At 53.6% G+C, this 26320-nt stretch carries 21 protein-coding genes and 1 pseudogene; 21 read left to right on the forward strand and 1 reads right to left on the reverse strand.

The genetic code is table 11. The annotated features are described in order from the left end of the window. Positions 1 to 78 precede the first annotated feature (78 nt). The 19 genes and pseudogenes from C4N23_RS11930 to C4N23_RS12035 form a co-directional block, all read left to right on the forward strand. Positions 79 to 177: pseudogene (locus C4N23_RS11930) on the forward strand (Maff2 family mobile element protein); the annotation flags it as partial. A 210-nt stretch (positions 178 to 387) separates the two neighbouring features. Further along, positions 388 to 1254: a VirB6/TrbL-like conjugal transfer protein, CD1112 family gene (locus C4N23_RS11935; protein WP_112146256.1), complete on the forward strand. Its 867-nt coding sequence runs from the start codon at positions 388 to 390 to the stop codon at positions 1252 to 1254. A 13-nt stretch (positions 1255 to 1267) separates the two neighbouring features. Next, positions 1268 to 1630 carry a PrgI family protein gene (locus tag C4N23_RS11940; RefSeq protein ID WP_097793239.1) on the forward strand — a complete coding sequence of 121 codons (363 nt, stop codon included), beginning with the start codon at positions 1268 to 1270 and terminating at the stop codon, positions 1628 to 1630. Beyond that, positions 1605 to 3974 (forward strand): VirB4-like conjugal transfer ATPase, CD1110 family, encoded by a 2370-nt coding sequence (locus C4N23_RS11945; RefSeq protein ID WP_112146258.1) that lies wholly within the window; start codon positions 1605 to 1607, stop codon positions 3972 to 3974. Before C4N23_RS11940 ends, C4N23_RS11945 begins: the two co-directional genes overlap by 26 nt. Then, complete coding sequence (locus C4N23_RS11950; protein WP_112146260.1) at positions 3971 to 5704, forward strand: C40 family peptidase; 1734 nt, start codon at positions 3971 to 3973, stop codon at positions 5702 to 5704. The genes C4N23_RS11945 and C4N23_RS11950 overlap by 4 nt, the downstream gene beginning before the upstream one ends. 16 nt (positions 5705 to 5720) lie before the next feature. Further along, positions 5721 to 5987 (forward strand): DUF4315 family protein, encoded by a 267-nt coding sequence (locus tag C4N23_RS11955; RefSeq protein WP_112146262.1) that lies wholly within the window; start codon positions 5721 to 5723, stop codon positions 5985 to 5987. After that, positions 5977 to 6702: a DUF4366 domain-containing protein gene (locus C4N23_RS11960; protein WP_181567125.1), complete on the forward strand. Its 726-nt coding sequence runs from the start codon at positions 5977 to 5979 to the stop codon at positions 6700 to 6702. The genes C4N23_RS11955 and C4N23_RS11960 overlap by 11 nt, the downstream gene beginning before the upstream one ends. 100 nt (positions 6703 to 6802) lie before the next feature. After that, positions 6803 to 8845 (forward strand): DNA topoisomerase 3, encoded by a 2043-nt coding sequence (locus C4N23_RS11965; protein ID WP_242983791.1) that lies wholly within the window; start codon positions 6803 to 6805, stop codon positions 8843 to 8845. Beyond that, positions 8845 to 9732, forward strand: coding sequence for an LPD16 domain-containing protein (locus C4N23_RS11970; RefSeq protein ID WP_112146266.1), 888 nt, complete (start codon positions 8845 to 8847; stop codon positions 9730 to 9732). The genes C4N23_RS11965 and C4N23_RS11970 overlap by 1 nt, the downstream gene beginning before the upstream one ends. Before the next feature lie 8 nt (positions 9733 to 9740). Beyond that, positions 9741 to 10256, forward strand: coding sequence for a YodL domain-containing protein (locus C4N23_RS11975; RefSeq protein ID WP_112146268.1), 516 nt, complete (start codon positions 9741 to 9743; stop codon positions 10254 to 10256). Continuing rightward, a complete protein-coding gene (locus C4N23_RS11980) occupies positions 10246 to 10449 on the forward strand; it encodes a transposon-transfer assisting family protein (RefSeq protein WP_112146270.1) in 204 nt (67 codons plus the stop codon). Before C4N23_RS11975 ends, C4N23_RS11980 begins: the two co-directional genes overlap by 11 nt. A 171-nt stretch (positions 10450 to 10620) precedes the next feature. Further along, the gene (locus C4N23_RS11985) at positions 10621 to 11460 is read left to right on the forward strand and encodes a PepSY domain-containing protein (RefSeq protein WP_112146271.1); all 840 of its coding nucleotides are present in this window, start codon (positions 10621 to 10623) and stop codon (positions 11458 to 11460) included. Between the two features lie 18 nt (positions 11461 to 11478). Beyond that, positions 11479 to 11844, forward strand: a complete 366-nt coding sequence (locus C4N23_RS14230) for a hypothetical protein (RefSeq protein ID WP_242983792.1) — start codon at positions 11479 to 11481, stop codon at positions 11842 to 11844. Positions 11845 to 12038: 194 nt separating this feature from the next. Next, positions 12039 to 19310, forward strand: a complete 7272-nt coding sequence (locus C4N23_RS12010) for a DEAD/DEAH box helicase family protein (protein WP_483423402.1) — start codon at positions 12039 to 12041, stop codon at positions 19308 to 19310. Next, positions 19307 to 19639 (forward strand): plasmid mobilization protein, encoded by a 333-nt coding sequence (locus tag C4N23_RS12015; protein ID WP_112146277.1) that lies wholly within the window; start codon positions 19307 to 19309, stop codon positions 19637 to 19639. Before C4N23_RS12010 ends, C4N23_RS12015 begins: the two co-directional genes overlap by 4 nt. Before the next feature lie 108 nt (positions 19640 to 19747). Continuing rightward, complete coding sequence (locus C4N23_RS12020) at positions 19748 to 20026, forward strand: hypothetical protein (RefSeq protein WP_055187087.1); 279 nt, start codon at positions 19748 to 19750, stop codon at positions 20024 to 20026. Between the two features lie 8 nt (positions 20027 to 20034). Beyond that, the gene (locus C4N23_RS12025) at positions 20035 to 20292 is read left to right on the forward strand and encodes a hypothetical protein (RefSeq protein WP_112146279.1); all 258 of its coding nucleotides are present in this window, start codon (positions 20035 to 20037) and stop codon (positions 20290 to 20292) included. Between the two features lie 52 nt (positions 20293 to 20344). Then, positions 20345 to 21727: a relaxase/mobilization nuclease domain-containing protein gene (locus tag C4N23_RS12030; RefSeq protein WP_112146327.1), complete on the forward strand. Its 1383-nt coding sequence runs from the start codon at positions 20345 to 20347 to the stop codon at positions 21725 to 21727. A 453-nt stretch (positions 21728 to 22180) separates the two neighbouring features. Further along, the gene (locus C4N23_RS12035; RefSeq protein WP_112146281.1) at positions 22181 to 24370 is read left to right on the forward strand and encodes a hypothetical protein; all 2190 of its coding nucleotides are present in this window, start codon (positions 22181 to 22183) and stop codon (positions 24368 to 24370) included. Between the two features lie 337 nt (positions 24371 to 24707). Here C4N23_RS12035 and C4N23_RS12045 read toward each other — a convergent pair whose 3' ends face one another. Then, positions 24708 to 24902 carry a DUF3873 family protein gene (locus tag C4N23_RS12045; protein ID WP_044959886.1) on the reverse strand — a complete coding sequence of 65 codons (195 nt, stop codon included), beginning with the start codon at positions 24900 to 24902 and terminating at the stop codon, positions 24708 to 24710. 235 nt (positions 24903 to 25137) lie between these two features. Here C4N23_RS12045 and C4N23_RS12050 point away from each other — a divergent pair, with 235 nt between their 5' ends. Next, positions 25138 to 25470, forward strand: coding sequence for a helix-turn-helix domain-containing protein (locus tag C4N23_RS12050; protein WP_112146285.1), 333 nt, complete (start codon positions 25138 to 25140; stop codon positions 25468 to 25470). A gap of 121 nt (positions 25471 to 25591) precedes the next feature. Next, positions 25592 to 26095 carry a hypothetical protein gene (locus tag C4N23_RS12055; RefSeq protein WP_097839449.1) on the forward strand — a complete coding sequence of 168 codons (504 nt, stop codon included), beginning with the start codon at positions 25592 to 25594 and terminating at the stop codon, positions 26093 to 26095. The last annotated feature ends 225 nt before the right edge of the window (positions 26096 to 26320 follow it).

The following is a 26320-nucleotide window of genomic DNA, read 5'->3' on the forward strand; positions in this document are numbered from 1 at the left end:
GTGCGGTGAAAGCTGCACGCACGGTGTGGAGCCGGGGAAAAGTTGGAGATCATATCAAAGACTTACCTATGGCTATCCGGCTCCAAGTCTCAGGGCATGAAGCAGCTCATGGCTGGCGGCGGTGTCGCTCTGGTGGGCATCACCCTCATTCCTCTGCTGTCTGGTCTGTTCGGCTAAGAGCCGCAGGCGGGTTTTCCCGCCTGTACATACGCAATCGCTCTATCTTTGCTGTGGATAACAGCCCTTTATCATAAGGAGCGCATTGCGGTACGAATCTCCACCCATCAACGAAAGGCGGTGCTATTATGCAGTTTTTGACCCACATTATTTTTCTCTTGAATCTGCTCAAGACCCTTATCAACCATTTCAGCTAAGGACGGTGACTGAATGGAAACCGTTCTCAAAGCCATTGCCGACTGGATCAAAGGAATCCTGACGGCAGGCATTATGTCCAATCTTTCCGGCCTGTTCGATGATGTGAACACGCAGGTCGGCAATATCGCCCAGCAGGTGGGCACCAAGCCTTCCAGCTTTGAGCCGAGAGTGTTCGCTATGATCGAAGCCCTCTCCCGGAACGTGGTGTTGCCCATTGCGGGCATCATCCTGACCTTCATCGCCTGTTATGAGCTGATCGAGATGATTACCCAGCACAACAACATGGCGCAGTTTGAGCCTGCTCTCATCATGCGCTGGATCTTTAAGACCGCCATTTCGGTCTGGCTCATCAGCAATACTTTTGACATCGTGATGGCGGTGTTCGACGTCACCCAGAAGGTGGTGTCCGATTCCAGCGGCATCATCGCCGGAAATACCCGTGTCAACGACATTGGCTTGTCGATGCTGGAAGCCAGCCTGATGCAGATGGACGTAGGACCCCTGTTCGGGCTGTTCCTGCAAAGTTTCTTCATCGGCATCACCATGCGGATCTTGAGCATCATTATTTTTGTCATCGTGTACGGAAGAATGATTGAGATATATTGCATGGTGAGCCTTGCACCCATTCCCATGGCAACATGGGGCAACCACGAGCAGTCGCACATGGGGCAGAACTACCTGAAATGCCTGTTTGCGCTGGGCTTTCAAGGCTTTCTCATCCTCATCTGCGTGGCGATTTACGCCGTACTGATCCAGAGCGTGGCGATTTCCGGGGATGCCATCAACTCCATTTGGAGCATTGTGGGCTACACCGTTTTGCTCTGTTTCAGCCTGTTTAAGACCAGCTCCGTGACAAAATCCGTCCTCGGAACGCATTAAAGGAGGTGCTTTATTGGCTGCGTATATTTCCGTTCCCCGTGACCTGACGAAAGTAAAATCGAAGGTCGCGTTCAACCTGACGAAACGGCAACTGCTTTGTTTCGGCACGGCGGCACTGATTGGAGTGCCGCTGTTTTTCGTTCTCCGGGATTCCGGCGGCAACACAGCCGCCACCCTTGGCATGATGGCCGTTATGCTGCCTGCATTTTTTCTGGGTATGTACGAGAAAAATGGTCAGCCGCTGGAAAAACTGCTGTCGCACTATGTTCAGGCGCGATTCTTGCGCCCGAAGATTCGACCTTATAAGACCAACAACTACTATGCGATTTTGATGAGAGGAGGGTCAGCCAATGCCGTTTTGGAAAAAGACCGATAAGGGCGGCAAGAAAAAGCCGCCGAAGTCTGCTGTTCCCCGGACAGCACAGCAGTCCATCCCCATGCAGCGGATGTTCGAGGATGGCACTTGCCGGGTGAAGCCGAACTATTATACTCGGACGATTGCCTATCAGGATATCAATTATCAGTTGGCGCAGCAGGAGGATAAGACTGCGATTTTTGAGGAATGGTGTTCATTCCTCAATTTTTTCGACAGTTCCATCAAGTTTGAACTGTCCTTTGTGAACATGGCAACCGACAGCACCGAGTTTGAAAAGAGCATCCGTATCCCGTACCAGCGGGATGGTTTTGACGATGTGCGCGCCGAGTATTCCCAGATGCTGCGCCAGCAGCTTGCCAAGGGCAATAATGGTCTGACCAAGACCAAATTCATCACCTTTGGCGTGGAGGGCGAGAGCATGGCGCAGGTCAAGCCGCGGCTTGACCACATCCAGAACGATCTGCTGAACAACTTCCATCGGCTGGGGGTGCGGGCAAAGCCCCTGAACGGTGCCCAGCGGCTGAAACTCATGCACGATATGTTCAACATGGACGGTGCCAGCAAGTTTCACTTTGACTGGAAAGACCTTGTGAAAAGCGGCCTTTCGGTGAAGGATGCCATTGCGCCCACCGCCTTTGCCTTCAAGAACTCCCGGGCGTTCCAGATGGGCGGCATCTTCGGGGCGGTCAGCTTCCTGAATATTACGGCTTCTGACCTGAGCGACCAGCTGCTGAAGGATTTTCTGGACATGGATTCCAGCCAGATCGTCACCATGCACATCCAGTCTGTTGACCAGAACCGTGCTATTAAGACCGTGAAGCGCACCATCACGGAACTGGATCGCAGCAAGATCGAGGAGCAGAAAAAGGCAATCCGCGCCGGGTATGATATCGACATCATTCCGTCGGATTTGGCAACCTACGGCAGAGATGCAAAAGCTCTGCTGAAAGAATTGCAGAGCCAGAACGAGCGAATGTTCCTCGTCACTTTTCTGGTGCTGAACACTGGACGCACAGAGCAGGAACTGGAAAACAACGTTTTTCAGGCATCCAGCATTGCACAGAAGCACAACTGCAACCTGTGCCGCCTTGACTTTCAGCAGGAGCAGGGGCTGATGAGCAGCCTGCCGCTGGCAGACTGTCAGATCGAGATCCAGCGCGGTCTGACCACCAGCAGCACGGCAATCTTTGTGCCGTTTACCACACAGGAGTTGTTCGACAATGGCAAGGAAAGCCTGTATTATGGCCTGAATGCCCTGTCCAACAACCTGATCATGGTGGACCGGAAGAAGCTGAAGAACCCCAATGGCCTGATTTTGGGTACTCCCGGCTCCGGCAAAAGTTTCTCAGCAAAGCGTGAAATTGCCAATGCGTTTCTGGTGACGGACGATGATATTATCATCAACGACCCCGAAGGCGAATACTCGCCGCTGGTGAATCGTTTGAAGGGTCAGGTCATCAAAATTTCGCCCAACAGTACCCAGTTCATCAATCCCATGGACATTAACGCTAACTATTCGGAGGAAGATAATCCGCTTTCCCTGAAAGCTGACTTTATTCTTTCTTTGTGTGAACTGGTGGTGGGCGGCAAAGAAGGGCTGCTGCCGGTGGAGAAAACAGTCATCGACCGCTGTGTGCATCTGATCTACCGCAAATATTTTGCGGACCCCTGCCCGGAGAATATGCCCATCATTGAGGATTTGTACAACGCCCTGCTCCAACAGGACGAGAAAGAAGCCCACCATGTTGCCACCGCACTGGAAATCTACGTCAAGGGTAGTCTGAACCTGTTCAACCACCGCACGAATGTGAACGTCAATAACCGCATCGTCTGCTATGACATCAAGGAGCTGGGCAAGCAGATGAAGAAACTCGGTATGCTCATTGTGCAGGATCAGGTCTGGGGGCGTGTCACGGCAAACCGCAGCAGCGGAAAGTCCACACGGTATTATATGGACGAGATGCACCTGCTTCTGAAAGAGGAGCAGACTGCGGCGTATTCCGTGGAGATCTGGAAGCGTTTCCGCAAGTGGGGCGGTATTCCCACAGGGCTGACCCAGAACGTGAAAGACCTGCTTTCTTCCCGTGAGGTCGAGAATATTTTTGAAAATTCGGACATGATCATCATGCTGAATCAGGCGGCGGGAGACCGGCAAATTCTCGCAAAGCAGCTCAATATTTCGCCCCATCAGCTTTCCTATGTGACCCACTCCGGCGAGGGCGAAGGGCTGCTGTTTTTCGGAAATGTCATTCTGCCGTTTGTGGACCGTTTCCCCACCGATCTGGAACTCTACCGCATTATGACCACCAAGTTGGGTGAAGTCTCGGAGGGCGCACAGAAATGAGCGAACCGAAGCTGAACATCAAAGAAGAGTCGTCCGCAAAAAAGACCCGTTCTCCCCCGAAGAAAACCAAGGTGGAGCAGTCGGTGCCCAGAAAGAAGAAACTGAAAACCGATGCAGAAAAGACCGCCGAAAGAAACCAGCACCTGCGGTTCGGCAAGGCGGAACTGACCCCGGACGAACTGAGCCGGTTGAGTAAGGCGCAGAAGCGGGAGATGTACGCCGCCCATGCCGCTCGCTCTGCGGTGCACCGGGAGGTTGACCAATACGAGGATGACAATGTGGGCACACAGGCTCTGAGCGAGGGCGAAAAAGCGGCAGGAAATGTCCGTGATACTTCCAAAAGCCGCTATGCCCGGAAGCTCAAGAAGAAAGCCAAGATGCAGGGCAAAAAAGGCTCCAAAACCGCTAAATCTTCCGCATCGGAGCCGACTGCGGCACAAGATGCAGGCGCATCCGGCACCGGCGAGGGAGGCTCCAACTGGCTTTCACGCTGGAAACAGCGGCAAGAAATCCGGCAGAGCTATTATGCCGCCGCCCGGTCGGGCACGGCAGCGCAGACCGCAGGCGGCAAGGCGGCATCCAATGGCGCATCTGCTGCCCGGTCCGGCGTAGAACAGGCAGTGGAGAAAGGCAAAACTGCCGTCAGCACCGCCGTAAAAGGGCTGATGAATGCCGCCAAGGGCAACGCACACGTTCTGGTGATCGTGGGCGTTTTTCTTTTGCTCATCCTCATGGTGATGTCCGGCTTCTCGTCTTGCGGCATCCTCTTTTCCGGCGGCACACAGGTGTCCGGGCAGACCATGTACTCTGCCGAGGACAGGGACATCCGGGGCGCAGAGCAGGACTACAAAAAGTTGGAAAAAGAGCTGGACAAAAAGATCAAGCGCACTCCCGCCGACCACCCCGGCTACAACGAGTATCAGTACCACCTTGATCCCATCGAGCATGACCCATGGCAGCTGACTTCGTTCCTGACCACTTTGTATAACGATTACACCCGGTCGGAGGTGCAGGGCAAGTTGAAGGAGACTTTCAAAAAGCAGTACAAGCTGACCACATGGGTGGACGTGCAGATACGGTATAAGACCGTGTGGGTCATCAGCCCGGCAGGAATCCCGGTTCCCACGCAGGTGCCCTATGAGTACCGCATCTTCCACACCAAGCTGGTCAATCGTGGCTTGGAGGTGGTCATCCGGGAAGAATTGGATGCTGACCAATGGAAACGGTACGAGATCTTTCAGGATACGTTGGGTGGCAGACCCTACCTGTTCAACGGCGGTCTGCCGCCCGGTGGCTCCGATGGCTCCGGCACACCGGGCATCGACTATCAGGTTCCGGCAGAAGCCCTGACCGACAGCGAATTTGCCGCCATCTACAAGGAAGCCCAAAAGTATGTGGGCACATCCTACGTTTGGGGCGGCTCTACCCCGGAAACCGGCTTTGATTGCAGCGGCTACGTCTGCTGGGTGTACAACCAGAACGGCTACGATGTGGGCAGAACGACCGCCAACGGCTTGTGGAATAAGAGCCAGCACATCAGCGAGGCCGAAGCAAAGCCCGGCGACCTTGTTTTCTTCGAGGGAACGTATGATACCCCCGGAAAAAGTCATGTGGGCATCTACCTCGGCAACGGCATGATGGTGTCCGCTGGCGATCCTATCAAGTACGCAAACATTCACTCGTCCTACTGGGAGAAGCATCTCGCAGGATTCGGACGGCTTTCAAAATGAAATGGAGGGTTCAACTATGAGCGAAAAACTGGATAAGCTGCGGGCAACGCTCAAGAAAGAGCAGGAACGCCGCATCAAACTGAATAATCGTATCGAGATTCTGGAGCGGCGCATTCAGGAGGAGGATTCCGCCGAGGTCAACGAGATGGTGCGAACTGCAAAGGTTACGCCGGAACAGCTCGCCGCCCTGCTACGGCAGTCGGCTACCGCCACCCCGAACCCGGCTACGCTGTCTGCTGTGGGTGCAACTTTTGAGAAGGAGGTCGGTGCAGATGAAGATTAAGAAACTTGGGGCGATGTTGGTATCGGCGGCACTGTGCGCTGGTATGGCGGCTCCTGCCTTTGCCTTTGAGGGCAAAGCCGCCCCCGTGGAGCAGCCGATTCTGCCGGAAGTGGTGGAGGAGGATGTTGTCACCATCACGGACGAAACCGCTGGTGCCCTGACCCCGGAGGGCAATCTGACGCTGGTGGACGACTACCACACCAACTATTCCGATGGCAGCGGACAGCAGTTCATTACACTGGTGTCGAAGTCGGGTGCGACTTTCTATCTGGTGATTGACCGCAACGCCAAGGGGCAGCAGACCGTCCACTTTATGAATCTTGTGGATGAAGCCGACCTGTTGGCTCTTATGGAGGAAGAAGATGCGGACGCTTATACCGCCGAAAAGGAAGCGGCGGCGCAGGCGGAACGGGACAGGCTGAAATCCGAGGAAGAAGCCAAGAAAGCCGCCGAAGAAGCGGCAGCATCCGGCACGGAACAGCCCGAGGAAAATAAGGTCACAAAGATCGCATCGGGCTTTCTGGGTGTGGTCGTGCTGATTGCGCTGGCAGCAGGCGGCGGCTTCTATGCTTTCACAAAGCAGAAGCAGAAAAAGCAGGCCGAAAAAGAAGCCCTTGACCCCGATGCAAACTACACCGAGGACAAGGGCGATTTTGAGATTCCTGTGGAGGATGAGCCGGAAGAAGCCGGCGAGGAGGATACCGAACCCATCTGATTTTAAGGCGGCGTTTTGCCGCCGTACATATCCAAATGAAAACAGATTGGAGGGAACGCTTATTTCAATTCTAGTTGTAGCAGAAAAGCCATCTGTCGCTATGTCCTATGCAAAAGTCCTTGGCGCTACCAGCCGCAAAGACGGCTACTTTGAAGGCAATGGCTATCTGGTGAGCTGGTGTATTGGTCATTTAGTGGAGCTGGCTCCGCCCAATGTCTACGATGCCAAGTACGTTAAGTGGAGCATTGCAGATTTGCCCATCCTGCCGCAAAAGTGGCAGTATCTGGTGTCTGCCTCCACCAAAAAGCAGTTTGGCAGTTTGCAAAAGCTGATGCACCGCCCGGATGTGGATAGCATCGTGAACAGCTGCGACGCAGGGCGCGAGGGAGAACTGATCTTCCGCTTGGTGTACCAGCAGACTGGCTGCAAAAAGCCCTTTTCACGCCTGTGGCTGTCCAGCATGGAGGAAAACGCTATCCGAGAGGGCTTTGTCCACCTCAAACCGTCAACTGAATACGATGCGCTGTACAATGCGGCACTCTGCCGGGAACGCGCCGACTGGATGGTCGGCATCAATGCGTCCCGGCTTTTTTCGTGCCTGTACAACCAGTCCTTGGCGGTGGGGCGTGTTATGACCCCGGTGCTTGCTATGACCGTAGTGCGGGAAGCAGCCATTGCCGCATTTGTGCCGGAGAAGTTCTACACGGTGGATCTGGAACTGACCAGTGGCTGCACGGCATCCAGCCGCCGCATTCCCGAAAAAACCGTTGCAGAAAACCTGCTGGAAGCCTGCCGAAAGGAGATGGTAGCAACGATCCAGCGCATCACCTGCAAGGAAAAGTCCGAGAATCCACCACCGCTGTACGATCTGACCACCCTTCAGCGGGATGCTAACCGCTTGCTGGGGTACAGCGCACAGCAGACGCTGGACTATGTGCAGAGCCTGTATGAGAAGAAACTTACCACTTATCCCCGAACTGATAGCTGCTATATCACCGACGATGACGAGGAAATGCTGGAGGAACTGACCGAGGAGTTGGAAGGTTTTCTCGACATTGCCCCGGAAGATGTGGACGAGGCTGTGCCCCGGACACGGCGCACCGTCAACAGGGAAAAAGTCACCGACCACCACGCCATTCTGCCCACTCGCAGTATGCTGCAAGCCGATCTGGACGCATTGCCCAAGGGGGAGCAGAATGTCCTGAAGCTCATCATCGCCCGGACGCTGATGGCGGTGAGCAAGCCCTTCCGGTATCTGGAAACCCTGCTGACCACCGAATGTGCCGGGGAGGAATTTACCGCCAAGGGAAAGGATATTTTGGAAGAAGGCTGGAAAGCGGTGGAGCGCAAGGTGCTGGCAGACATCCTGAACCGGAAGCAAGAACTCACCGCCCTGCCCAATGCAGCGGAAAACGAGTGCGGCATCCTCAACGCCGAACTGAAGGAGGGGCAGACGTCCCCGCCGAAGCATTTTACCGAGGACACCCTGCTGCACGCTATGGAAACCGCCAGTGCGGATAGTATGCCGGAGGGCGTAGAACGTCAGGGTATCGGTACTCCGGCAACCAGAGCCGCCACCATTGAAAAACTGGTGCAGAAGGGTTTTCTGGAGCGCAAGGGCAACAAGAAAACCAAGGTGCTGCTGCCCACGGATAAGGGAAAAGCCCTCATCACTGTGATGCCCGAAGAAATCCAATCCCCGGAAATGACCGCCGATTGGGAAACAAAGCTGCTGCAAATCGAACGTGGCGAAATGGAGCCGAGCGAATTTATGACCGAGATCAATACGATGATTACCGAACTGGTAAAGAACACGGAAATGAAAAAAGGAGCGAATGCACTTATGAAAAGCAAGATTATTGGTGTCTGCCCGAACTGTGGTAAGCCTGTCGTGGAGCGTGAAAAAGGCTGGTTCTGCGAGAACCGGGAGTGCCGTTTTGTCCTGTGGAAGGACAATGCGTTCTTTAAGCGTCTGGGCAAGCGGCTGGACGCTCATGTGGCGGACAAGCTGCTGCGGGATGGTCGTGTCCGCTTGAAGGACTGCAAGAGTGCCAAGGGCAAGACCTACAATGCCACCGTGCTGCTGTCCTGTGAAGCCGATGGCCGCAGCAAGTTTTCCCTGGAATTTGAAGGTGGGTGCTGATGGAGCAGAAAAAAGAATCGGTCTACCTTATCAACGATGAACGCTATCTGCATCTCCGGGAAAACGGTGCAGGGGTCGGCTTTGCCACTTATAACAAGGTGACTGGCGAGCCGCTGGAAAGTGGGCAGATCTCGGAAAAGAATCTGCCGCCCGATGGCAGGAACGCCATTTCTGCCGCCCGGAACTGGTATCTGTTTGAACTTTCGGACGATGACCGCAAGGTCATCCAACAGGAAAGCGTAAAGATTCTCGAAAACATCCCGCAGGCGGGCATCGGCAGACGGCGCATCTGGGAGCCGGAAACGCTGCCGAAGGATATTCGTCTCATCAACAGCCACTATGATGACCTCTATCGCATTCCAGATGGCGGCGTGATTCAGGTGGATTACCCGGATGGGCACAGTTTTACGGCACGGGTGGAACATCTGGATGATTATCACTTTGACATGGGCGGTCTGGGCAATGTGTTCCACATCTGCCAGTTTGCCGAAGTCATGGAACGAAACCATGCCGACTTCTACCCGGAGATTCAGACACAGGACGAGCAGGCGGCGTGGGAACTGGGCGGCAAAGGCTACCTTGCCATCCAGTCTTGTGAGGATGGATGGGACTACACCCTCTACCACAGCGATTATTCCGTGATGGACGGCGGGCAGTTGGATGCCCCGGAACTGACCATTCAGGAAGCCCGTGAGCAGATTCTGGAAGCGCACCACATGGAAAAGGGGCGGCGGCTGTTGCAGGACTACGATGCCGTCATGGACAAAGTTGCGGAAGCCGAGGAACTGAGTGCAGACCATCGCCCTTCCACACTGGAAAAGCTGGCAGAACTGGCAAGTGATACGTCTGCGCCAAAATCGTCTGCACGTTCTGCGCCAGAACTGTGAGGTGGACGATGCAGCAAAAATGGAACCAGAATTTTGACGGTGAACCCATGACGGACATCCCGCAGAAGTTTCTGAACGCAGGGTGCGATGTTTATATGGTGATGCAGCTGCGGCATGACGAAAAAATCTTCGATGAAAGATTTGCTTCCATGCGGGAACTGCATCGTCGGGGCAAAACGCCAGACCCGGAGCATTATGAGGTCACCTACTATGCTGATTTGCCCGCCATGTGGCAGGATGTGCCGAACAACGAGATTTTGGAAGAACTATTTCAGATGTTCAACCTCTCCCGTCCGCAGGATTTTGAGGGGCACAGCCTGTCCGTCAGCGATGTGATTGCACTCAAACGCAATGGCGAGGTGTCTGTGCATTATGTGGACAGCATCGGCTTCAAAGATTTACAGGGGTTTCTGGACAGGCAGCCGGAACGCCCTTCGGTGCTGATGAATCTCAAGGAAAAGTGCGATGCCCCGGAGTGCAATCCCACGGTATGCCGGAAAGTGAGGGCTGAACATGAACTTTAACCATGAAGAACTCATGCTGATGATGCTTTACAACACCGGCACCCGGATGGGGCTTATCCACGAACTGCGGCTCATGCAGTGCTACCTGATGCCTGACGAAACTGCCCTGCGGGAGTTGTCGGAGAGTGTTATCGAAAAGCTGAAACTACTGACCGATGCCGAGTTTGCCGAACTGGAATTTCCGCTCGACTGAATTTTGCCGCCTGCGGGCGGCGTACATAGGCTCTTTTACAATGGGATTCGGTGTGGTATACTGAACTCGACAAATCGTATATACCCTGTACACAAAAATTTCACTTGTGATCTGGCAGGATATCGGCTACACTTTACACATTCCAATCTGATAGGAAGGATAAGAAAGAATATGAGAAAGAAATGGATTTTTATCGGAGCGGCATTTGCACTTGCAATGACCCTGACCGGATGCAGAGATAATGCGGCAGCCAGTATTCCGCAGCAAAGCAGCCAGGAGCAGACACAGATGATCCCTATGGAGGAGGCACAGGAAGCGGCGTTAAAAGCAGCGGATATTGTAGCGGCAGATGCAGACATTTCAGCCACGACCTTAAGTGAGGTGGCGGGAGTGGCCTGCTATAAGGTGGAATTTACTTCCGGAGAGTATGCCTACGCCTACACGATCAATGCAGAGACAGGAGCTGTCATGGAAATGAGCAGCCAAGAACAGAATGCGCAGGCTTCCGGGACACAGACGGAGACGGCAGACCCCGCTGCCCCTGCTCCGGCACAGAATGCAACAGGTACCGGAACCGTGGATGAAGCAGCAGCACAGAAGATCGCACTGGAGCATGCCGGAGTGAAGGCAGCGGATGCAACGATCACCAAGTCAAAGCTTGACTATGAAGACGGACGTCAGGTATATGACATTGAATGGTATGCAGGCGGTGCAAAGTATGACTATGAGATTGCGACAGACACCGGAGAGATCATCAGCTCCGCATATGAAGAAAAAACGATGGGAGCAGACAGCAAGAACGTTACGGTCAGTGAGGCAGATGCAAAGAAAACAGCCCTTGACCGTGTAAGCGGAGCAACGGACAAGGATCTCTACGAATGGAAGCTTGATTATGATGACGGACGTCCGGAATACGAAGGAAAGATCATCTACGGTGGAACGGAATACGAATTCACGATTGATGCAGCGACCGGATCCGTAATGGAGTGGGATGCTGAGAAGGTCCGTTAAGACAGACAGGAGAAGTAGTTGTGTACAAAGATTATCAATGACCAGTTAACAGATTTATTTTATAACTTTATCGAGATGGAAGACCGTATTGCGGCCAATGACCGGTATGCAGACTTAAACAGCTCGGATATGCGGTTTTTGTCCGCCGTAGGAAAAGGTGTTTTAGGGGATGATTGCCTTATTGATTGTTCCCAAATTCCTATGATTTATTGTAATTATGATACACAAGATGTTGTAGATATAACACATGATGATTTACAGGTGGGGGACGAAATCATTTTGGCTATTCGGGGTTCGGAAATAGAAAATCTTCAAAAGGAAGATGACAATAAAGCAAAAATAACAGTTGAACAATTACAATTAGGTACACAGAGAATTAAATAATTCCCAGTTTGTCGATGATTGTCAACTGAGATAATGTCATAGGGCATTGTTCCGAAATTTTTTCATAACCCGCAAAAAGTGGGCTTGATAGAATACTTCCATTCATGCTATAAACTACCATAGATTCCATAAGCGAGTGACCTGAAAAGGCCGCTCGCTTTTTTGTTTACAACGAGATTGAAGGGAGGAACGCTATGCCAAGCAAAACCGAAGAATATCTCGCCCTTGCCCAGCGCACAGCCAACGGCTTGACCCGGTACTGGGAAAGCTGGACGGACTACCTGACCACCGCATCCCGGCTGTACAAGTACCCCTTTGCCGACCAGCTCATGATCTACGCCCAGCGCCCGGATGCCACCGCCTGTGCCGACTTTGACATCTGGAACAACCGGATGAACCGCTATGTGCGCCGGGGTTCCAAGGGCATCGCTCTGCTGGACGAATCCAGCGGATTTCCCCGGCTGCACTACGTCTTTGACGTAAGCGACACCGGGGTTCGGCGCAATTCCCGTGACCCGGAGGTGTGGCAGCTCAACGATGACCTGTTCCAGCCGGTATCGGAAATGTTGGCGCAGGAATACGGCATTCACCATGAACGGCTCAGCCAGCAGATTGCGGACATTGCCGGAAAGCTGGCAGAATCCTACTGGGACAACAACAGCACAGACATCCTCGCCATCGTTGACGGTTCGTTCCTGATGGATTATGATGATGCCGGACAGGAACTCCAGTTCAAGAGTGCCGCCGCAATCAGCATCATGTACACCATTTTGGAACGGTGCGGTTTTGAACCAGAGGGTTATTTTGACCGGGACGATTTTCAGGCAATTTACGATTTTTCGACCCCGGATGCTGTCTATGCACTGGGTACGGCGGTCAGCGATTGCAGCCGTGATGTGCTACGGAATATCGAGCGTACCGTCAAAACCACCATCCGTCGCCGCAATGTAGAAAGGAGCCAGCATGAATATGAAGAACAGGAACGTGACCTACTCGACCATCGGGGATTACCAGCTCCCGAACCTGACCCTCAGCCAGCCGAAGATCCCGTTGGGCAAGTACGGCAGGATGCGCCGGAACTATCTGAAGCAGCATCACCCGGTGCTGTACAACTCGATGCTCCTGAACGGAACGCTGTACCCGCATCTGATGGAGCTGGAGCAGACGGCAGAGAGCCGGATGCAGCAGATGATGACCGAACTGCTGAAGCAGAACCCAGCCCCGGACAAGGAGAAGAACCAGATGAGCTGGGTGAGGCACATGAACAGCCTGCGGGCGCAAACCGAGGAAATCATTCTGACGGAGCTGATTTACAGCTAAGTTTTCTGGATGCCGCCATCCCTACCGAAGCAGAACAGATTAAGAACATCGACCGAGCGGAGAGCGAGAAATCGTCCTCCGCTTTTGTTTTGTCGCAGGCTGAAATCGAGAACGAACTGCGTAAGCATGGTTCTGGGTTTACAGGTGGCAAGCAGCGCATTATGGCGCTGTACCAGACCCAGCCTGACCGCAAACTCCGTGCCAAAGCACTGGCAAAGGAGTACGGCATTGGTGGGCACTCCTACGATTTTCTGGACGGAAGCTGGGGTTTTGTGAATCACGACTGGAAGGGTCTGGAATTTGACCATTACCCCGACCACCAGAAAATCACCCTGAAATGGGCGCAGGTGGAAAAGTATATCGACCTAATGATCCAGTCCGACCGCTACCTGACGGATGAAGAAAAGGAGCAGTGTACCACTGTACAGGAAGAAAACGGCTACAAAGTCGGTGACGATGTAATGGTTGATTTGCCCACTGGAACCATCGAGGGCACCATTGGCTATATCGGCGAAACGGATGTTCGCATCGACACCAGCGCACACGGACAGTCGTGGGATAACGAAGTTATCAACAAACGACAATTCGAGGACGGTCTGCGGCAGAATGAACCTAGCCAGCGTGTGGATGAAATGCTGGAGCAGGCAGAAACCATCTACAAGGAATCCGAGGTGCCGGAATATGCGCGTTTTTCTGTCCGCGAAGTGGTCGGAGGTACGTCCCAGCTTTTTGCTATCTGGGATGATCTCAATGAGGGCTACTATGCAAATGATAACGGAATGGCGCAATTTACAGACAAGGAGCAGGCCGAATCCTATTGCACCGCTTTGAAAAAAGAGACGGATGAACGAACCGCCGCCGATTGGCTTGCAGTGGAAAAGGCAAAGTTTTTGGCAGAAAATGAACCTGTTCCCGCTCTCCCAAAAGAGCGTGATTACCGTGTGGGCGATACAATCCGTCTGGACGGTAAGGATTTTACGGTCGAAACTGTCGGAACTCTGAACATCCAGCTTCGTGACCCGGATGAGGTCTATCCGGTTGCCCGCTCGGAAAGCAAGGAAAATCTGGAACGGCTGCTGCGCCAGCCGGGCAACATCCATCTGCACAACCTGACGGTCAATCTCACTCCTGCGCATGAGCCGGACGAGGACAAACCGCCGCTTACGGACGAAGAACTGGACGAACTCCCCATCTCTACTGTGATGGACGGAAAAGTGCAGACCTTCCCGGATGCCGCTGCCTTGGATGAAGCTCTGAATGCTGAACCTGCGCCGGAGCCTGCTGGGAACTTCCGCATCACGGACGACCATCTGGGCGAGGGCGGCGCAAAGCAGAAATATGCCCGGAATTTCGAAGCCATCCGCACCCTGTTCAAGCTGGAAGAGGAGCATCGGGGTGCCACCGCCGAGGAACAGCAGGTGCTTTCCCAGTATGTGGGCTGGGGCGGTCTGGCAGATGCCTTTGACTCCGGCAAAGACAGTTGGGCAAAAGAGTACGTCGAACTGAAAGGACTGCTCTCCGAGGACGAATACGCCGCCGCTCGTTCCAGTACCCTGAACGCCCACTACACCAGCCCCACCGTTATCCGTGGTATCTACGATGCGGTGGAACGCATGGGTTTCCGCAGCGGTAACATTCTGGAGCCTAGTCTTGGTGTGGGCAACTTCTTTGGAATGCTGCCGGACAGCATGGCAGACAGCCGGCTGTACGGCGTGGAACTGGACAGCATCACCGGGCGCATTGCCAAGATGCTGTATCCGCAGGCTGACATTACTGTTGCCGGTTTTGAGACCACAGACCGGCGTGACTTCTACGATCTGGCGGTGGGCAACGTACCCTTCGGCAACTACAAGATCAACGACAAGGCGTACAACAAGTTGGGATTCTCCATCCACAACTACTTTTTCGCCAAGGCTATCGACCAAGTGCGTCCGGGCGGCGTGGTGGCGTTCGTCACCAGCCGCTACACCATGGACAGCAAGGACAGCACCGCCCGCAAGCACATGGCAGAGCGTGCCGATTTGCTGGGTGCCATCCGTTTGCCGAATAATGCGTTCCGTGCTAACGCAGGCACAGATGTTGTCAGCGACATTATCTTTTTGCAGAAGCGTGACCGCCCTGCGGACATTGAGCCGGACTGGGTGCAGCTTGGCAAGACCGAGGACGGCTTTGCCATCAACCAGTATTTCGTAGACCATCCGGAGATGGTGCTGGGCGAGCTGACCACCGAAAGCACCCAGTACGGACGGGAGGAACTGACCGTTGCACCCCTTGAGGGCGCAAACCTTGGCGACCAGCTTGCCGAAGCGGTGCAGCACATCGAAGGGCAGTACACCGAAGTCGAGGTGGAAACACCAGATATTACGGATGCCGAGGCAGAGCGCAAGACGCTCCCTGCTGACCCGGATGTGAAGAATTTCTCCTACACCGTGGTGGACGGCGAGGTGTTCTACCGGGAAAATTCCGTGATGACGCAGGTGGAGCTGTCCGACACCGCCAAGGGGCGTGTCACCGGCATGGTGGAGCTGCGGCAGATCGTCAACGAGCTGATTCAACAGCAGTTGGAGGATTACCCCGATGCCGACATTAAGGCAACGCAGGAGCGTTTGAACGCCGCCTACGATGCCTTTACCGCCAAATACGGTCTGCTGAACGACCGCAAAAACGGGCGGCTGTTTGAGCAGGATTCCTCCTATTATCTGCTGTGTTCGCTGGAAAATCTGGACGAGCAGGGGCAGCTCAAGAGCAAGGCGGCAATGTTTACGAAACGCACCATTCGCCCGGAGCGCACCGTCGCCAGTGTGGACACCCCCAGCGAAGCATTGGCGGTGTCCATCGGAGAGCATGGCAAGGTGGACTTGCCCTATATGGCGGAGCTGCTGGGCACATCCGGCGAGTACGGGCGCATTACCACCGAACTTTCCGGCGTGATCTTCAAGGACCCCGCCGCCGACCCCACTGACCCGGAAGTCGGCTGGCAGATGGCAGACGAGTACCTTTCCGGCGATGTCCGGGCGAAGCTGCGGATGGCACAGTTCGCCGCTGAGACAAACCCGGAATTTGTGGTCAACGTGGATGCACTGACCAAAGCACAGCCCAGAGAACTGGAAGCATCTGAAATTGATGTACGGCTGGGTGCTACTTGGCTGGACCCGGACATTATCCAGAAGTTTATGACCGAGACGTTCCAGATTCCCTACTATCTGCGCCATGCAGTCAAGGTGAGATATTCTCCCTATACCGCAGAATGGCGTGTGGAGGGCAAAACTGCCACCGGGCGGGGCGATATTATCTCCTCCGAGACCTACGGCACCAGCCGTGCCAATGCCTACAAGATTCTGGAGGAGACCCTGAACCTGAAAGATGTCCGCATCTATGACACCATTGAGGATGCCGAAGGCAAGCCCAAGCGGGTGTTGAACAAGCGGGAGACTATGCTGGCACAGCAGAAACAGCAGGTCATCAAGGACGCTTTTGCGAACTGGGTCTGGCAGGACCCCCAGCGGCGCATTGTGCTGGTGAAGCAGTACAACGAGCTGTTCAACTCCACTCGCCCCCGTGAGTATGACGGAAGTCACATCAAATTCGTGGGTATGAACCCTGAAATCACCCTCCGGGAACACCAGCGCAACGCCATCGCCCATGTGCTTTATGGCGGTAATACGTTGCTTGCACACGAAGTGGGGGCTGGGAAGACCTACGAAATGGCGGCATCCGCCATGGAAGCAAAACGCCTTGGTTTGTGCCAGAAAAGCCTTTTCGTAGTGCCCAATCATTTGACAGAGCAGTGGGCATCGGAGTTTCTGAACCTCTACCCTAACGCAAAACTTTTGGTGGCACGGCGCAAGGACTTTGAGACCGCCAACCGCAAAAAATTCTGTGCCCGCATCGCCACCGGCGATTACGATGCCGTTATCATCGGCCATTCGCAATTTGAGCGCATTCCGCTGTCCTTTGAGCGGCAGGAGCGTATCATTCAGGAGCAAATTTATGAAACGCTTGCCGCCATCAACGAGCTGAAAGTCCACGCAGGCGAGAATTTCTCCATCAAGCAGATGGAAAAGACCCGGAAAACGCTGGAAACCAAGCTGGAAAAACTGCGCTCCGATGAGCGCAAGGACGATGTGATCACCTTTGAGCAACTGGGCGTTGACAGGCTCTTTGTGGACGAAAGTCATTTTTACAAGAACCTCTTTTTGACCACAAAAATGCGAAATGTCGCAGGATTATCCACCAGCGAAGCCCAGAAGTCCAGCGATATGTTCGGCAAGTGCCGCTATCTGGATGAGATCACCGGCGGGCGGGGCGTGGTGTTCGCCACGGGTACGCCCGTGAGCAATTCCATGACCGAGCTGTACACGGTCATGCGGTATTTGCAGTACAGCACCTTGCAGCAGAAAAAGCTGACCCACTTCGACTGTTGGGCATCCACCTTTGGTGAGACCACCACCGCCATTGAGCTTGCCCCGGAAGGTACAGGGTACCGTGCCCGCACCCGGTTCGCCAAGTTTTTCAATCTGCCGGAGCTGATGTCCATGTTCAAGGAGGTTGCGGACATTAAAACCAGTGACCAGCTTCACCTGCCTGTGCCGGAGGCAAAGTTTGAGACCGTGGTGGCAAAGCCGTCCGACCTCCAAAAGGAAATGGTGCAGGAGTTGAGCAAACGTGCTGCGGAAATTCACTCCGGCAATGTGGATGCGTCTGTGGACAATATGCTCTGCGTCACCAACGATGGGCGCAAGATTGGTCTGGACGTTCGCCTGATGAATCCCATGCTCCCGGACGACCCCAACAGCAAACTCAACGTCTGTGTGCAGAACGTGCTGAAGATCTGGGAGGAGGGCAAAGACCAGAAGCTGACCCAACTTTTGTTCTGCGACCTCTCCACCCCGAAAAACGATGGCAATTTCAATGTCTACGATGATATTCGCAAAAAGTTAGTCGCCGCCGGTGTGCCGGAAAATGAGATCGAGTTTATCCACAACGCCGACACCGAAGCAAAAAAGGCGGCACTGTTCTCGAAAGTGCGCTCCGGCGATGTGCGGGTTTTGCTCGGAAGTACGGCAAAAATGGGAGCAGGAACCAACGTCCAATCGCGGCTTGTGGCGGTGCATCACTTGGACGTTGGCTGGAAGCCCAGCGACATGACCCAGCGCAATGGTCGCATCATCCGGCAGGGCAATATGAATAAGGAAGTCAAGGTGTTCAATTACGTCACGGAAGGGACATTTGATGCCTATTTGTGGCAGACCCTTGAGAATAAACAGCGATTTATCAGTCAAATCATGACTTCCAAATCCCCGGTGCGCTCCTGCGAGGATGTGGACGAGCAGGCACTTTCTTATGCAGAGATCAAGGCACTGTGTGCCGGAAATCCGCTCATCAAGGAGAAGATGGACTTGGATGTGCAGGTGGCAAAGCTGAAGGTGCTGAAAGCCGACCACCAGAGCCAGAAATTCCGCTTGCAGGACAAATTGCTGACCAAGTTCCCGGCTGACATTCAGGAAACGAACGCCCACATTGCCGGGTTGAAAGCCGATGCACAGCTTGCCGCCGCCCATCCGCAGGGCAAGGAGGAGTTTTGCGGCATGGTCATCAAGGGCGTTGCCTACGACGAGAAAAAGACCGCCGGTGAACGTTTGGTGCTTGCCTGTTCCGAACTGCCCAACGCCGAGGAAAAAGTCATCGGCAGCTACCGGGGCTTTGAGCTTTCTCTGCGGTTCGATGCTTTCCGCACGGAGTATCAGGCACTTTTGAAGGGGCAGCGAAAGTACACTGTGCCTTTGGGCACCGACCCACTGGGCAACATTATCCGGCTGGATAATTCGTTGAACAGCTTCCCGGAGCGCATCACCGCCGCCGAGAACGAGCTGACCACCCTGCATCAGCAGCAGGCGGCAGCGCAGATCGAGGTGGAAAAGCCCTTCCCTCAAGAGGAAGAGCTGGCAGAAAAGTCCGCACGGCTTGCAGAACTGAACGCCCAGTTGGATGTGGACGAAAAGAGCCACGAGCCGGAACAGGAGGAAGAACAGGAAGATACTCCTCGCCGCCCCTCGGTGCTGGCGGCGTTGGAGGAAAAATCCGATAAGCCGGAGCCTGTGAAGCCCTTCCGCAGTTACTACGACAAGGATGGTGATGCACGATGAAAGAAAAGCGGGATGAAACCATCATCCTGCGCTTGAGCAAAACAGAAAAGAACCGTATCTATGAAAAGATGCTCAGTATGGGCATCCGAAGCCTGAGTGCCTATATCCGCAAGATGGCACTGGACGGCTATTGCCTGCACCTCGACTTGAAAGAACTGCGGCGCATGGCATATCTTTTGCAGATGTGCAGCAACAACCTGAACCAATATGCCAAAACCGCTAACGAAAATGGTCGGGTCTACGCTGCCGACATGGAGGACCTGCGGCAGCGTCTGGATGAACTGATTGACATTGGCAAGCAAATTCTTTCCAAGCTGGCAGAGCTATAAAAATTCCCGCAGTTGGAGGACTGCGGGTGTACATATAACGCTTGACATCCTTGCAACGTAGTAGTCGATACCTTTATAATAAGGGCGAACAGAAAGGAAGTGCTTGATATGATGTCTATGCTGAAGAAAATTGTTCTTTTCCCGATTTCTCTCTTTGTGGCGTTTCTAGCTCTGATGGCAAGGTGGCTGCTAACCCTATCCAGCTATGTAGTTGCTCCGCTGATGCTCTACATCTTCGGCTGCGGCATCTACACGGCTTACCGTCAGACTTGGAATCAGTTCTTTATCCTGCTGGTAGCCGAGTTCATCTGCTTCATCCTCTTTTTCGGTGCAACTGCCATCACCGAGGGCATCGGGCGTTTCAGTGAGTGGCTTGCAGAACTGTGAGGGATGCTATGAGCAAACAGAAGATAGAAGATTGTTATTTTGAACACAACAGCACGATTTTTTCTGAGATGCTGGGTGAGGATGAAGAGTATCTGCGACTGAAAAAAGCCAAACGAGCAGCTGAGGAAGCCTTGCAGAGCGTTATCAGCAAAGAAGCATGGAATCAATATCTCGCCTTAGATGAAATCTGCAATGAGTTGGAATGCGCCAGATACAAGGCAATGTATCTGGCGGGTGCTGCCGATTACGAAAAAATATCCAAATGATCTCAATGCCGCCTCCGGGCGGCATTTTTTTTTGCAATAGGGGGTGATGATGCTGGCAGCAACACGGCTGATTGCGCTGCACAAAAACAAGGGCATGACCGTTGCGGCCTGCCTGAAAAATCGCACGGACTATATTGAAAACCCGGACAAGACCGAGCAGGGGCAGTATGTCAGCAGCTATGCTTGCAGCACCCTGACAGCAGATGAAGAATTTATGCTCACCAAACGGCAGTACGACCTTGTGAACGGACGAAGGCAGAAAAGCGATGTAATCGCTTATCAGATACGGCAGTCCTTCCGTCCGGGGGAAATCACCGCAGAGGAGGCTAACAAAGTAGGCTACGAACTGGCCATGCGTTTTACCAAGGGCAAGCACGCCTTTGTGGTGGCAACGCACACGGACCGGCAGCACATCCACAACCATGTGATCTTCAACTCTACGGCACTGGATGGCACCAAAAAGTTCCGGGATTTTTTCTTTTCAGCGTTGGCAGTGCAGCGGTTGAGTGACCTGATTTGCTTAGAGCACCAGTTGTCCGTCATTGAAAAGAAGCCCTACCGGGAGCGGCAGAAGCGTGTTCTCTATCCTCCAAAGGAGAGCAACCGTGACCGCCTGTGCGGAATCATCGACACCATCCTTGCGGAAAAGCCGAAGGACTTTGAAGTTTTTCTGCAAAAGCTGGAACAGCAGGGATATAGGGCGAAGCGTGGCAAGCACACGGCGGTAAAGGGCAAGGGGCAGAAACGCTTTATTCGATTCCAAACTCTGGGCACCGGGTACAGTGAGGATGAAATCAAGGCAGTGCTGGAGGGAAAGGCGAAGCACCAACCGTACCAGAAAAAGCCACCCAAAGAACAGCCCTTCCAGTTGCTGGTGGACATTCAGGGAAAAATGGCTGAGGGCAAAAGTGTCGGCTACAAAAAGTGGGCAACCAAGTTCAACCTGAAGGAGATGTCCAAGACGCTGCTGTTTTTACAGGAGCAGAAAATCGGCAGTGCCGAGGAACTGCGGGAACGTGCAGCGGCGGCAACCGAGCGCTATCATGCTATGGGGGATTCCATCAAGGCGGCAGAAGCGAGGTTGACACAAATTGCCGTTCTGAAAACCCACATCATCAACTATGCCAAGACCCGCCCAGCCTATGATGCCTACCGCAAGTCAGGGTACAGTAAAAAGTTTTTGGAAGCCCACCGGGAGGAAATCACCCTGCACAAGGCAGCGAAAGCTGCCTTTGACGAAGCCGGGATGAAAAAGCTGCCAAAGGTCAAGGAGTTGGATGCAGAATACGCCGAACTGCTGATCAAGAAGAAAGCAGCCTATCCAGACTATCGCAAAGCACGGGACGAGATGCAACAATTGATGAAAGCACAGAAAAATGTGGAGTTGTTCTTTGCGGAGGACAAGAGCAATCTCCGACCACAGCATACCCGATAAGCGAATACCGTCGAGGACTCTTCCCATTGTGGAGGTGTCCTCAGCGGATTTTTTGTATATGTACTCTTTTTTTGACAGGTAATTTCCTGTCAAATTATGTCGATGGCGTTCTCGTACCACAGCGACTCCCTCCTAAAGCCGCCGTGATCTGCCAGCGTCAGCGCGTCATTACTTTTGAGGGCAAAAGAAACGGCGGCCTTGATTTTCTCAAAGCCGCTGTATAGGAATAGGCGCACGAAATTGCCTCTGCTCCACGACGGCTTTTTTCTTTTGCCGTTGTTCGGCAGATTACAAACAGATTGAATTAAGTAATAGATAACCCTGTTTTCCCCTTCAATCCTCCCCCCTTTCACGCAGTTTTGCTTGCACCCCCCCCCGGAGAGTGGTATAATTTTCTTACAAGCACAAGCCCATGTTTTACCGGATTTGAAACTTTGTAAGGAGGTACCACTTATGATCTCTTATCGCAAACTCGCCATGCGTGTTCTGGGGCACAGCCCGGTTTCTGCGGTCAAAACAGCCCGCCGCTCCACCGCAAAGCGCGCCGCCGCCCTCGCCCTCACCGCCGCCCTTGTGGTCGGGATGACGCTCCCCGCCTTTGCGGATACATGGTACATTGAAGATGGTGACATCTCGATTTCGGCTGGTACAAGCGGCAACCATGTCGAACAGGGAGAGAAGAAACAAGATGAGACCACGGAGACTATTATTACAAACCGCGAAAGTACCGCGTCTTCGAATACGGTAACGATCGAAGCAGGTGAAGGCAAGACGGTGGATGTCACGCTGAAAAATGTCAATATCGACGCATCAAGCGGTGCCGCTGTAAGCGTTACCGGCAAAGGCGACACGAACATTGAGCTGAACGGTAATAATACTCTAACGAGCGGCTCTGGTCATGCCGGTCTGGAGCATAATAAAGAAACAAATTCCGAGGGAAAGGAAACCAGCGGTACTTTGACCATTATGGACAATAATAACGACGGTAAACTTACCGCCAACGGTGGTATCGACGGTGCCGGTATCGGCGGCAGTGACGAACACGACGGCCAAGTGACCATTACGGGTGGTGAGATCACTGCCACGGGTGGTAATGGGGCTGCCGGTATTGGCGGCGGTGCCGGTGACACGGACGCCGTCGGCGGTGACGGCGATGTGACAATTTCCGGTGGTACGATCACCGCTACGGGCGGCCGTCTGGGTGCCGGTATTGGCGGCGGTGCCTACGGCAATGGTACTGTCACAGTTACCGACGGCGATATCACCGCAAAGGCTACGGGCCGCTATGGTGCCGGTATTGGTGGCGGTTATGGCGCGAAACCATCTGGCACCCTCATTGGAGGAAATGGCACTGTCACCATCAGCGGCGGCACCATCACCGAAGCCTCTGGTGGCTATATGGCTGCTGGCATCGGCAGCGGCTTTCAGGGTCTGGGCACAGTGACCATTGAAGGTGATGCCGTCATCAAAAACGCACAGGGCGGTAAAGCTGGAGCCGGCATCGGCAGTGGCACCCGTGGTGACAGCAATATCCTCATCAGAGGTGATGCAGTCATTGAAAATGCGGAAAGTAGCGGAACCGGCGCTGGCATCGGCAGCGGCCAAGGCACAACTAGTTATGGTGCCCCCGTTCCCTCTGTCGGCAATGTGACCATCGAAGGAAACGCTAGAATCGAAAATGCAAAAAGTGGCTCTGGTGGTTCCGGCATTGGTGGCGGTTTCATTGGCATCGGCAATGTAATCATTAGAGGCAACGCTCAAATCGGAAACGCCACCGGCGGTGAAGAAGGTGCCGGTATCGGCGGCGGTGCTCTTGGCACTGGTGACGTGACCATCGAGGGCAATGTCACCATCGAAAATGCACAGGGCGGCGCTGGTGCTGCCGGTATCGGTGGCGGCGCAGAAACAAAACCAGACACCAAGGATACCAGAAACAAAGTTTCCATCAAGAGCACCGAAGCTGGTTCTCCTAACATTACTGCTACAGGCGGCGGCGTTCTGAATGACGAGCTCGCCGGTGCTGCGGCCATCGGCAGCGGCAGCGTTGCTGACGGTGCTACTGAGGTAAAGTCTGATATTACCATTGAAGGCAAGGTAACAATCAACGCCACTGGCGGCGGCGATGTGGCCATTGGCGATTCGATCAACGGCGAAACGCAGTTCTCCGGTTTGCAGGTGGGCACGACCATCACCCGCCGCAATGCGAAGGGCGACGACGTTTCCCAGCCCGGTGATGTTGTACGCGAGCAAGCGCCCACCGAAACGGAAGCGGCAGAAGCACCTTCCACCGGCTCGGTGGAAGTGGAGCGCCCGGTCACGGTGGAGGGGCTGTATGTCACCAACGTTCTGGGCAAGCAGATCACCCACACCTGCACCCAGAACGGCACGACCCTGACCATCCGCGCCAACGGCATCGTGACCTCGGCCCACCTGACGCTGGGCATGGTCCGCACCCTGAAGGCGCAGGGCGTGAAGACCCTTGTGTTCACCACCCTGCTCTCCCGCTCCACCACGGTCTCGGTGGACGCCCTGCTGGCGGCTGAACCCAACGCCCCCGATGAAACGGCCGTCGTCTGGACCCACACCGGCCTCCGCGCGGCATTGACCATTGACGGCACAGACCACAGCGCCCTGCTCAAGTAACCGGACAGAGCACACAACTTACAAAAAACACAGCCGGGAGGCTTCCGCTTTTGGAACGCCTCCCGGCTATTTCGTTATGCCGTTTTGGTTTTGAGGTAATACCAGATGCCGATGGCGTCCGCCAGCGCCCAGCCGATCGGGACGCTGAGCCAGATGCCCGTGCCCCCCAGCGGCGTAGCCGAGAGCAGATGTGCTGGATGAAAAGGCCGATGGAAAGGGTGATGAAGAATGAGGCTCCCGGTACAACTGAATAAGGCCGTTCTCAGGCCGCAGCACATCCGATAAACGAATACCGCCGAGGAGCTTTCCTACTTGGGAAGCGTCCTCGGCGGCTTTTTTAGTTTATGTAGCAGCGGTCCTGTTTTATAAGCCAATCTTCACACAGCCGCTGGGCTTCGTCCTTTGTGCAGCAGGTGCAGTTGAAAAGTTTGCCACGGATGGAACAGTAAGTGTAGTGTACCTTCGGGACTCCATTGGCATCTCGAAAATCAACGCAGCGTTCCTCACCGGGCAGCAGATAGATCGTATCCACGTTCAGCAGCTCCTATCTTTTATCTTCGGTCATGTGCAAACGACACAACGCTTGTTATTGTACCATGTGCTGTCTCAAAAGACCATTGCCTTTTTGACCAAAGATACGCACAAAAATTTTCCGTCTTAAAAGCACCCGATTGGCGTTGAATAAATGCTGATTGATTGTGTATAACAAAAAATGCGACAGGTATGCTATTGGTGTGTAATAAACACAAACAGAATGTGAGGTCGCTATGAATACGCTTTTGGGTCAACGAATACGAGAACAGCGCAGGGAAAAAGGCTGGACGATTGAACAGTTTGCAGAACGGGTCGATTTATCGGCAAATTATGTTGGAGATTTAGAGCGCGGAGTAAAAATCCCCAAACTGGAAACCTTTATCCGAATCGTAGAGGTGTTGGACGTATCTGCTGATGTGCTTATTCGGGATTCCGTTCCATCCGCATCCCATGTGGCAGATGACGAACTGAGCAGAAAGCTGAGCCAGCTCACACCGGGGCAGAAGAAAGCTGCCATTGACATTCTGAATGCATACACCGACAACATTCCCTATATTACAAAATAACACCTATGTCAAAGAACGCCAGCAAACGTGCTGACGCTCTTTCTTTTTGCCCACAAATAGTCTATAATCAACACTATAAGCGTGCATATAACGCTAACAGTGAGTGTTTGAGGTGAACGACATGACAATCCTACCCAATATCGAAGAAGCAATGGAAGATGCCCGGAATGGAAAGCTGAGTCCGTATTGGCAGAACGACCTATACCGTGAATGTCACCGTCAGAAGTTATCGGACGAAGAACAGCAGGCTCTTTCGGAACTGGAGCGCATTTTGTCCGAAACTCCACAATGGAGCAGCGAAGAAGAATTGCATCATGACATGGCGAACATCGGCGGCAGAGTCTGGTACTGCCACTACTGGGAGGAACACTACTCCATGGTGCAGTTGACGGAAGATCGCAACGGCAGATTTAATACTGCCTACGTTCTGGACAGAAACACTTCCCCGGAAATGCGCCGGGAGGCTGCACTGCTGGCGCAGAAGGAGCTTGCGGAATGTATGCAGAAATGGGGCATTACGCTTCTGGATGCGCCTGTTCCTGAACAGATGAAGTACGATTCTCTTGCAGAAGCCGCTTCTCACCTCATGCAAGTTTTGAACGACCCAGAGCACATCACCGGGTAAAAAGCGTCCCGAAGGGATGCGCAGCCTGCATTGGAAAATGCAGATTAAAGGGGCTTGGGGCATTCCCCAACAAGCGTTTTGCAACGCAAAATAAGCAGATGTATATACGTCTGCACTGCTTGCTGGTACAATGTCACCGATGAAACAAAAATAGTTTCATCAAAGACGGTTATATGGTTGTGCCGATTTCCAAAACATAGTAATATTGAAGTACTAACTGGGGCT

Origin of the sequence: Faecalibacterium hattorii (assembly GCF_003287455.1) — a bacterium.
Classification (GTDB): Bacteria; Bacillota; Clostridia; order Oscillospirales; family Ruminococcaceae; genus Faecalibacterium; species Faecalibacterium hattorii.

Coding starts and splice junctions, on each gene's coding strand:
- C4N23_RS11980 (WP_112146270.1), top strand. CDS start 10,246: ATGAACTTTAACCATGAAGAACTCATGCTGATGATGCTTTACAACACC.
- C4N23_RS11950 (WP_112146260.1), top strand. CDS start 3,971: ATGAGCGAACCGAAGCTGAACATCAAAGAAGAGTCGTCCGCAAAAAAG.
- C4N23_RS11970 (WP_112146266.1), top strand. CDS start 8,845: ATGGAGCAGAAAAAAGAATCGGTCTACCTTATCAACGATGAACGCTAT.
- C4N23_RS11975 (WP_112146268.1), top strand. CDS start 9,741: ATGCAGCAAAAATGGAACCAGAATTTTGACGGTGAACCCATGACGGAC.
- C4N23_RS11945 (WP_112146258.1), top strand. CDS start 1,605: ATGCCGTTTTGGAAAAAGACCGATAAGGGCGGCAAGAAAAAGCCGCCG.
- C4N23_RS11935 (WP_112146256.1), top strand. CDS start 388: ATGGAAACCGTTCTCAAAGCCATTGCCGACTGGATCAAAGGAATCCTG.
- C4N23_RS11985 (WP_112146271.1), top strand. CDS start 10,621: ATGAGAAAGAAATGGATTTTTATCGGAGCGGCATTTGCACTTGCAATG.
- C4N23_RS12025 (WP_112146279.1), top strand. CDS start 20,035: ATGAGCAAACAGAAGATAGAAGATTGTTATTTTGAACACAACAGCACG.
- C4N23_RS11955 (WP_112146262.1), top strand. CDS start 5,721: ATGAGCGAAAAACTGGATAAGCTGCGGGCAACGCTCAAGAAAGAGCAG.
- C4N23_RS12055 (WP_097839449.1), top strand. CDS start 25,592: ATGACAATCCTACCCAATATCGAAGAAGCAATGGAAGATGCCCGGAAT.
- C4N23_RS12010 (WP_483423402.1), top strand. CDS start 12,039: ATGCCAAGCAAAACCGAAGAATATCTCGCCCTTGCCCAGCGCACAGCC.
- C4N23_RS12035 (WP_112146281.1), top strand. CDS start 22,181: ATGATCTCTTATCGCAAACTCGCCATGCGTGTTCTGGGGCACAGCCCG.
- C4N23_RS12020 (WP_055187087.1), top strand. CDS start 19,748: ATGATGTCTATGCTGAAGAAAATTGTTCTTTTCCCGATTTCTCTCTTT.
- C4N23_RS12015 (WP_112146277.1), top strand. CDS start 19,307: ATGAAAGAAAAGCGGGATGAAACCATCATCCTGCGCTTGAGCAAAACA.
- C4N23_RS11960 (WP_181567125.1), top strand. CDS start 5,977: ATGAAGATTAAGAAACTTGGGGCGATGTTGGTATCGGCGGCACTGTGC.
- C4N23_RS12050 (WP_112146285.1), top strand. CDS start 25,138: ATGAATACGCTTTTGGGTCAACGAATACGAGAACAGCGCAGGGAAAAA.
- C4N23_RS11965 (WP_242983791.1), top strand. CDS start 6,803: ATGTCCTATGCAAAAGTCCTTGGCGCTACCAGCCGCAAAGACGGCTAC.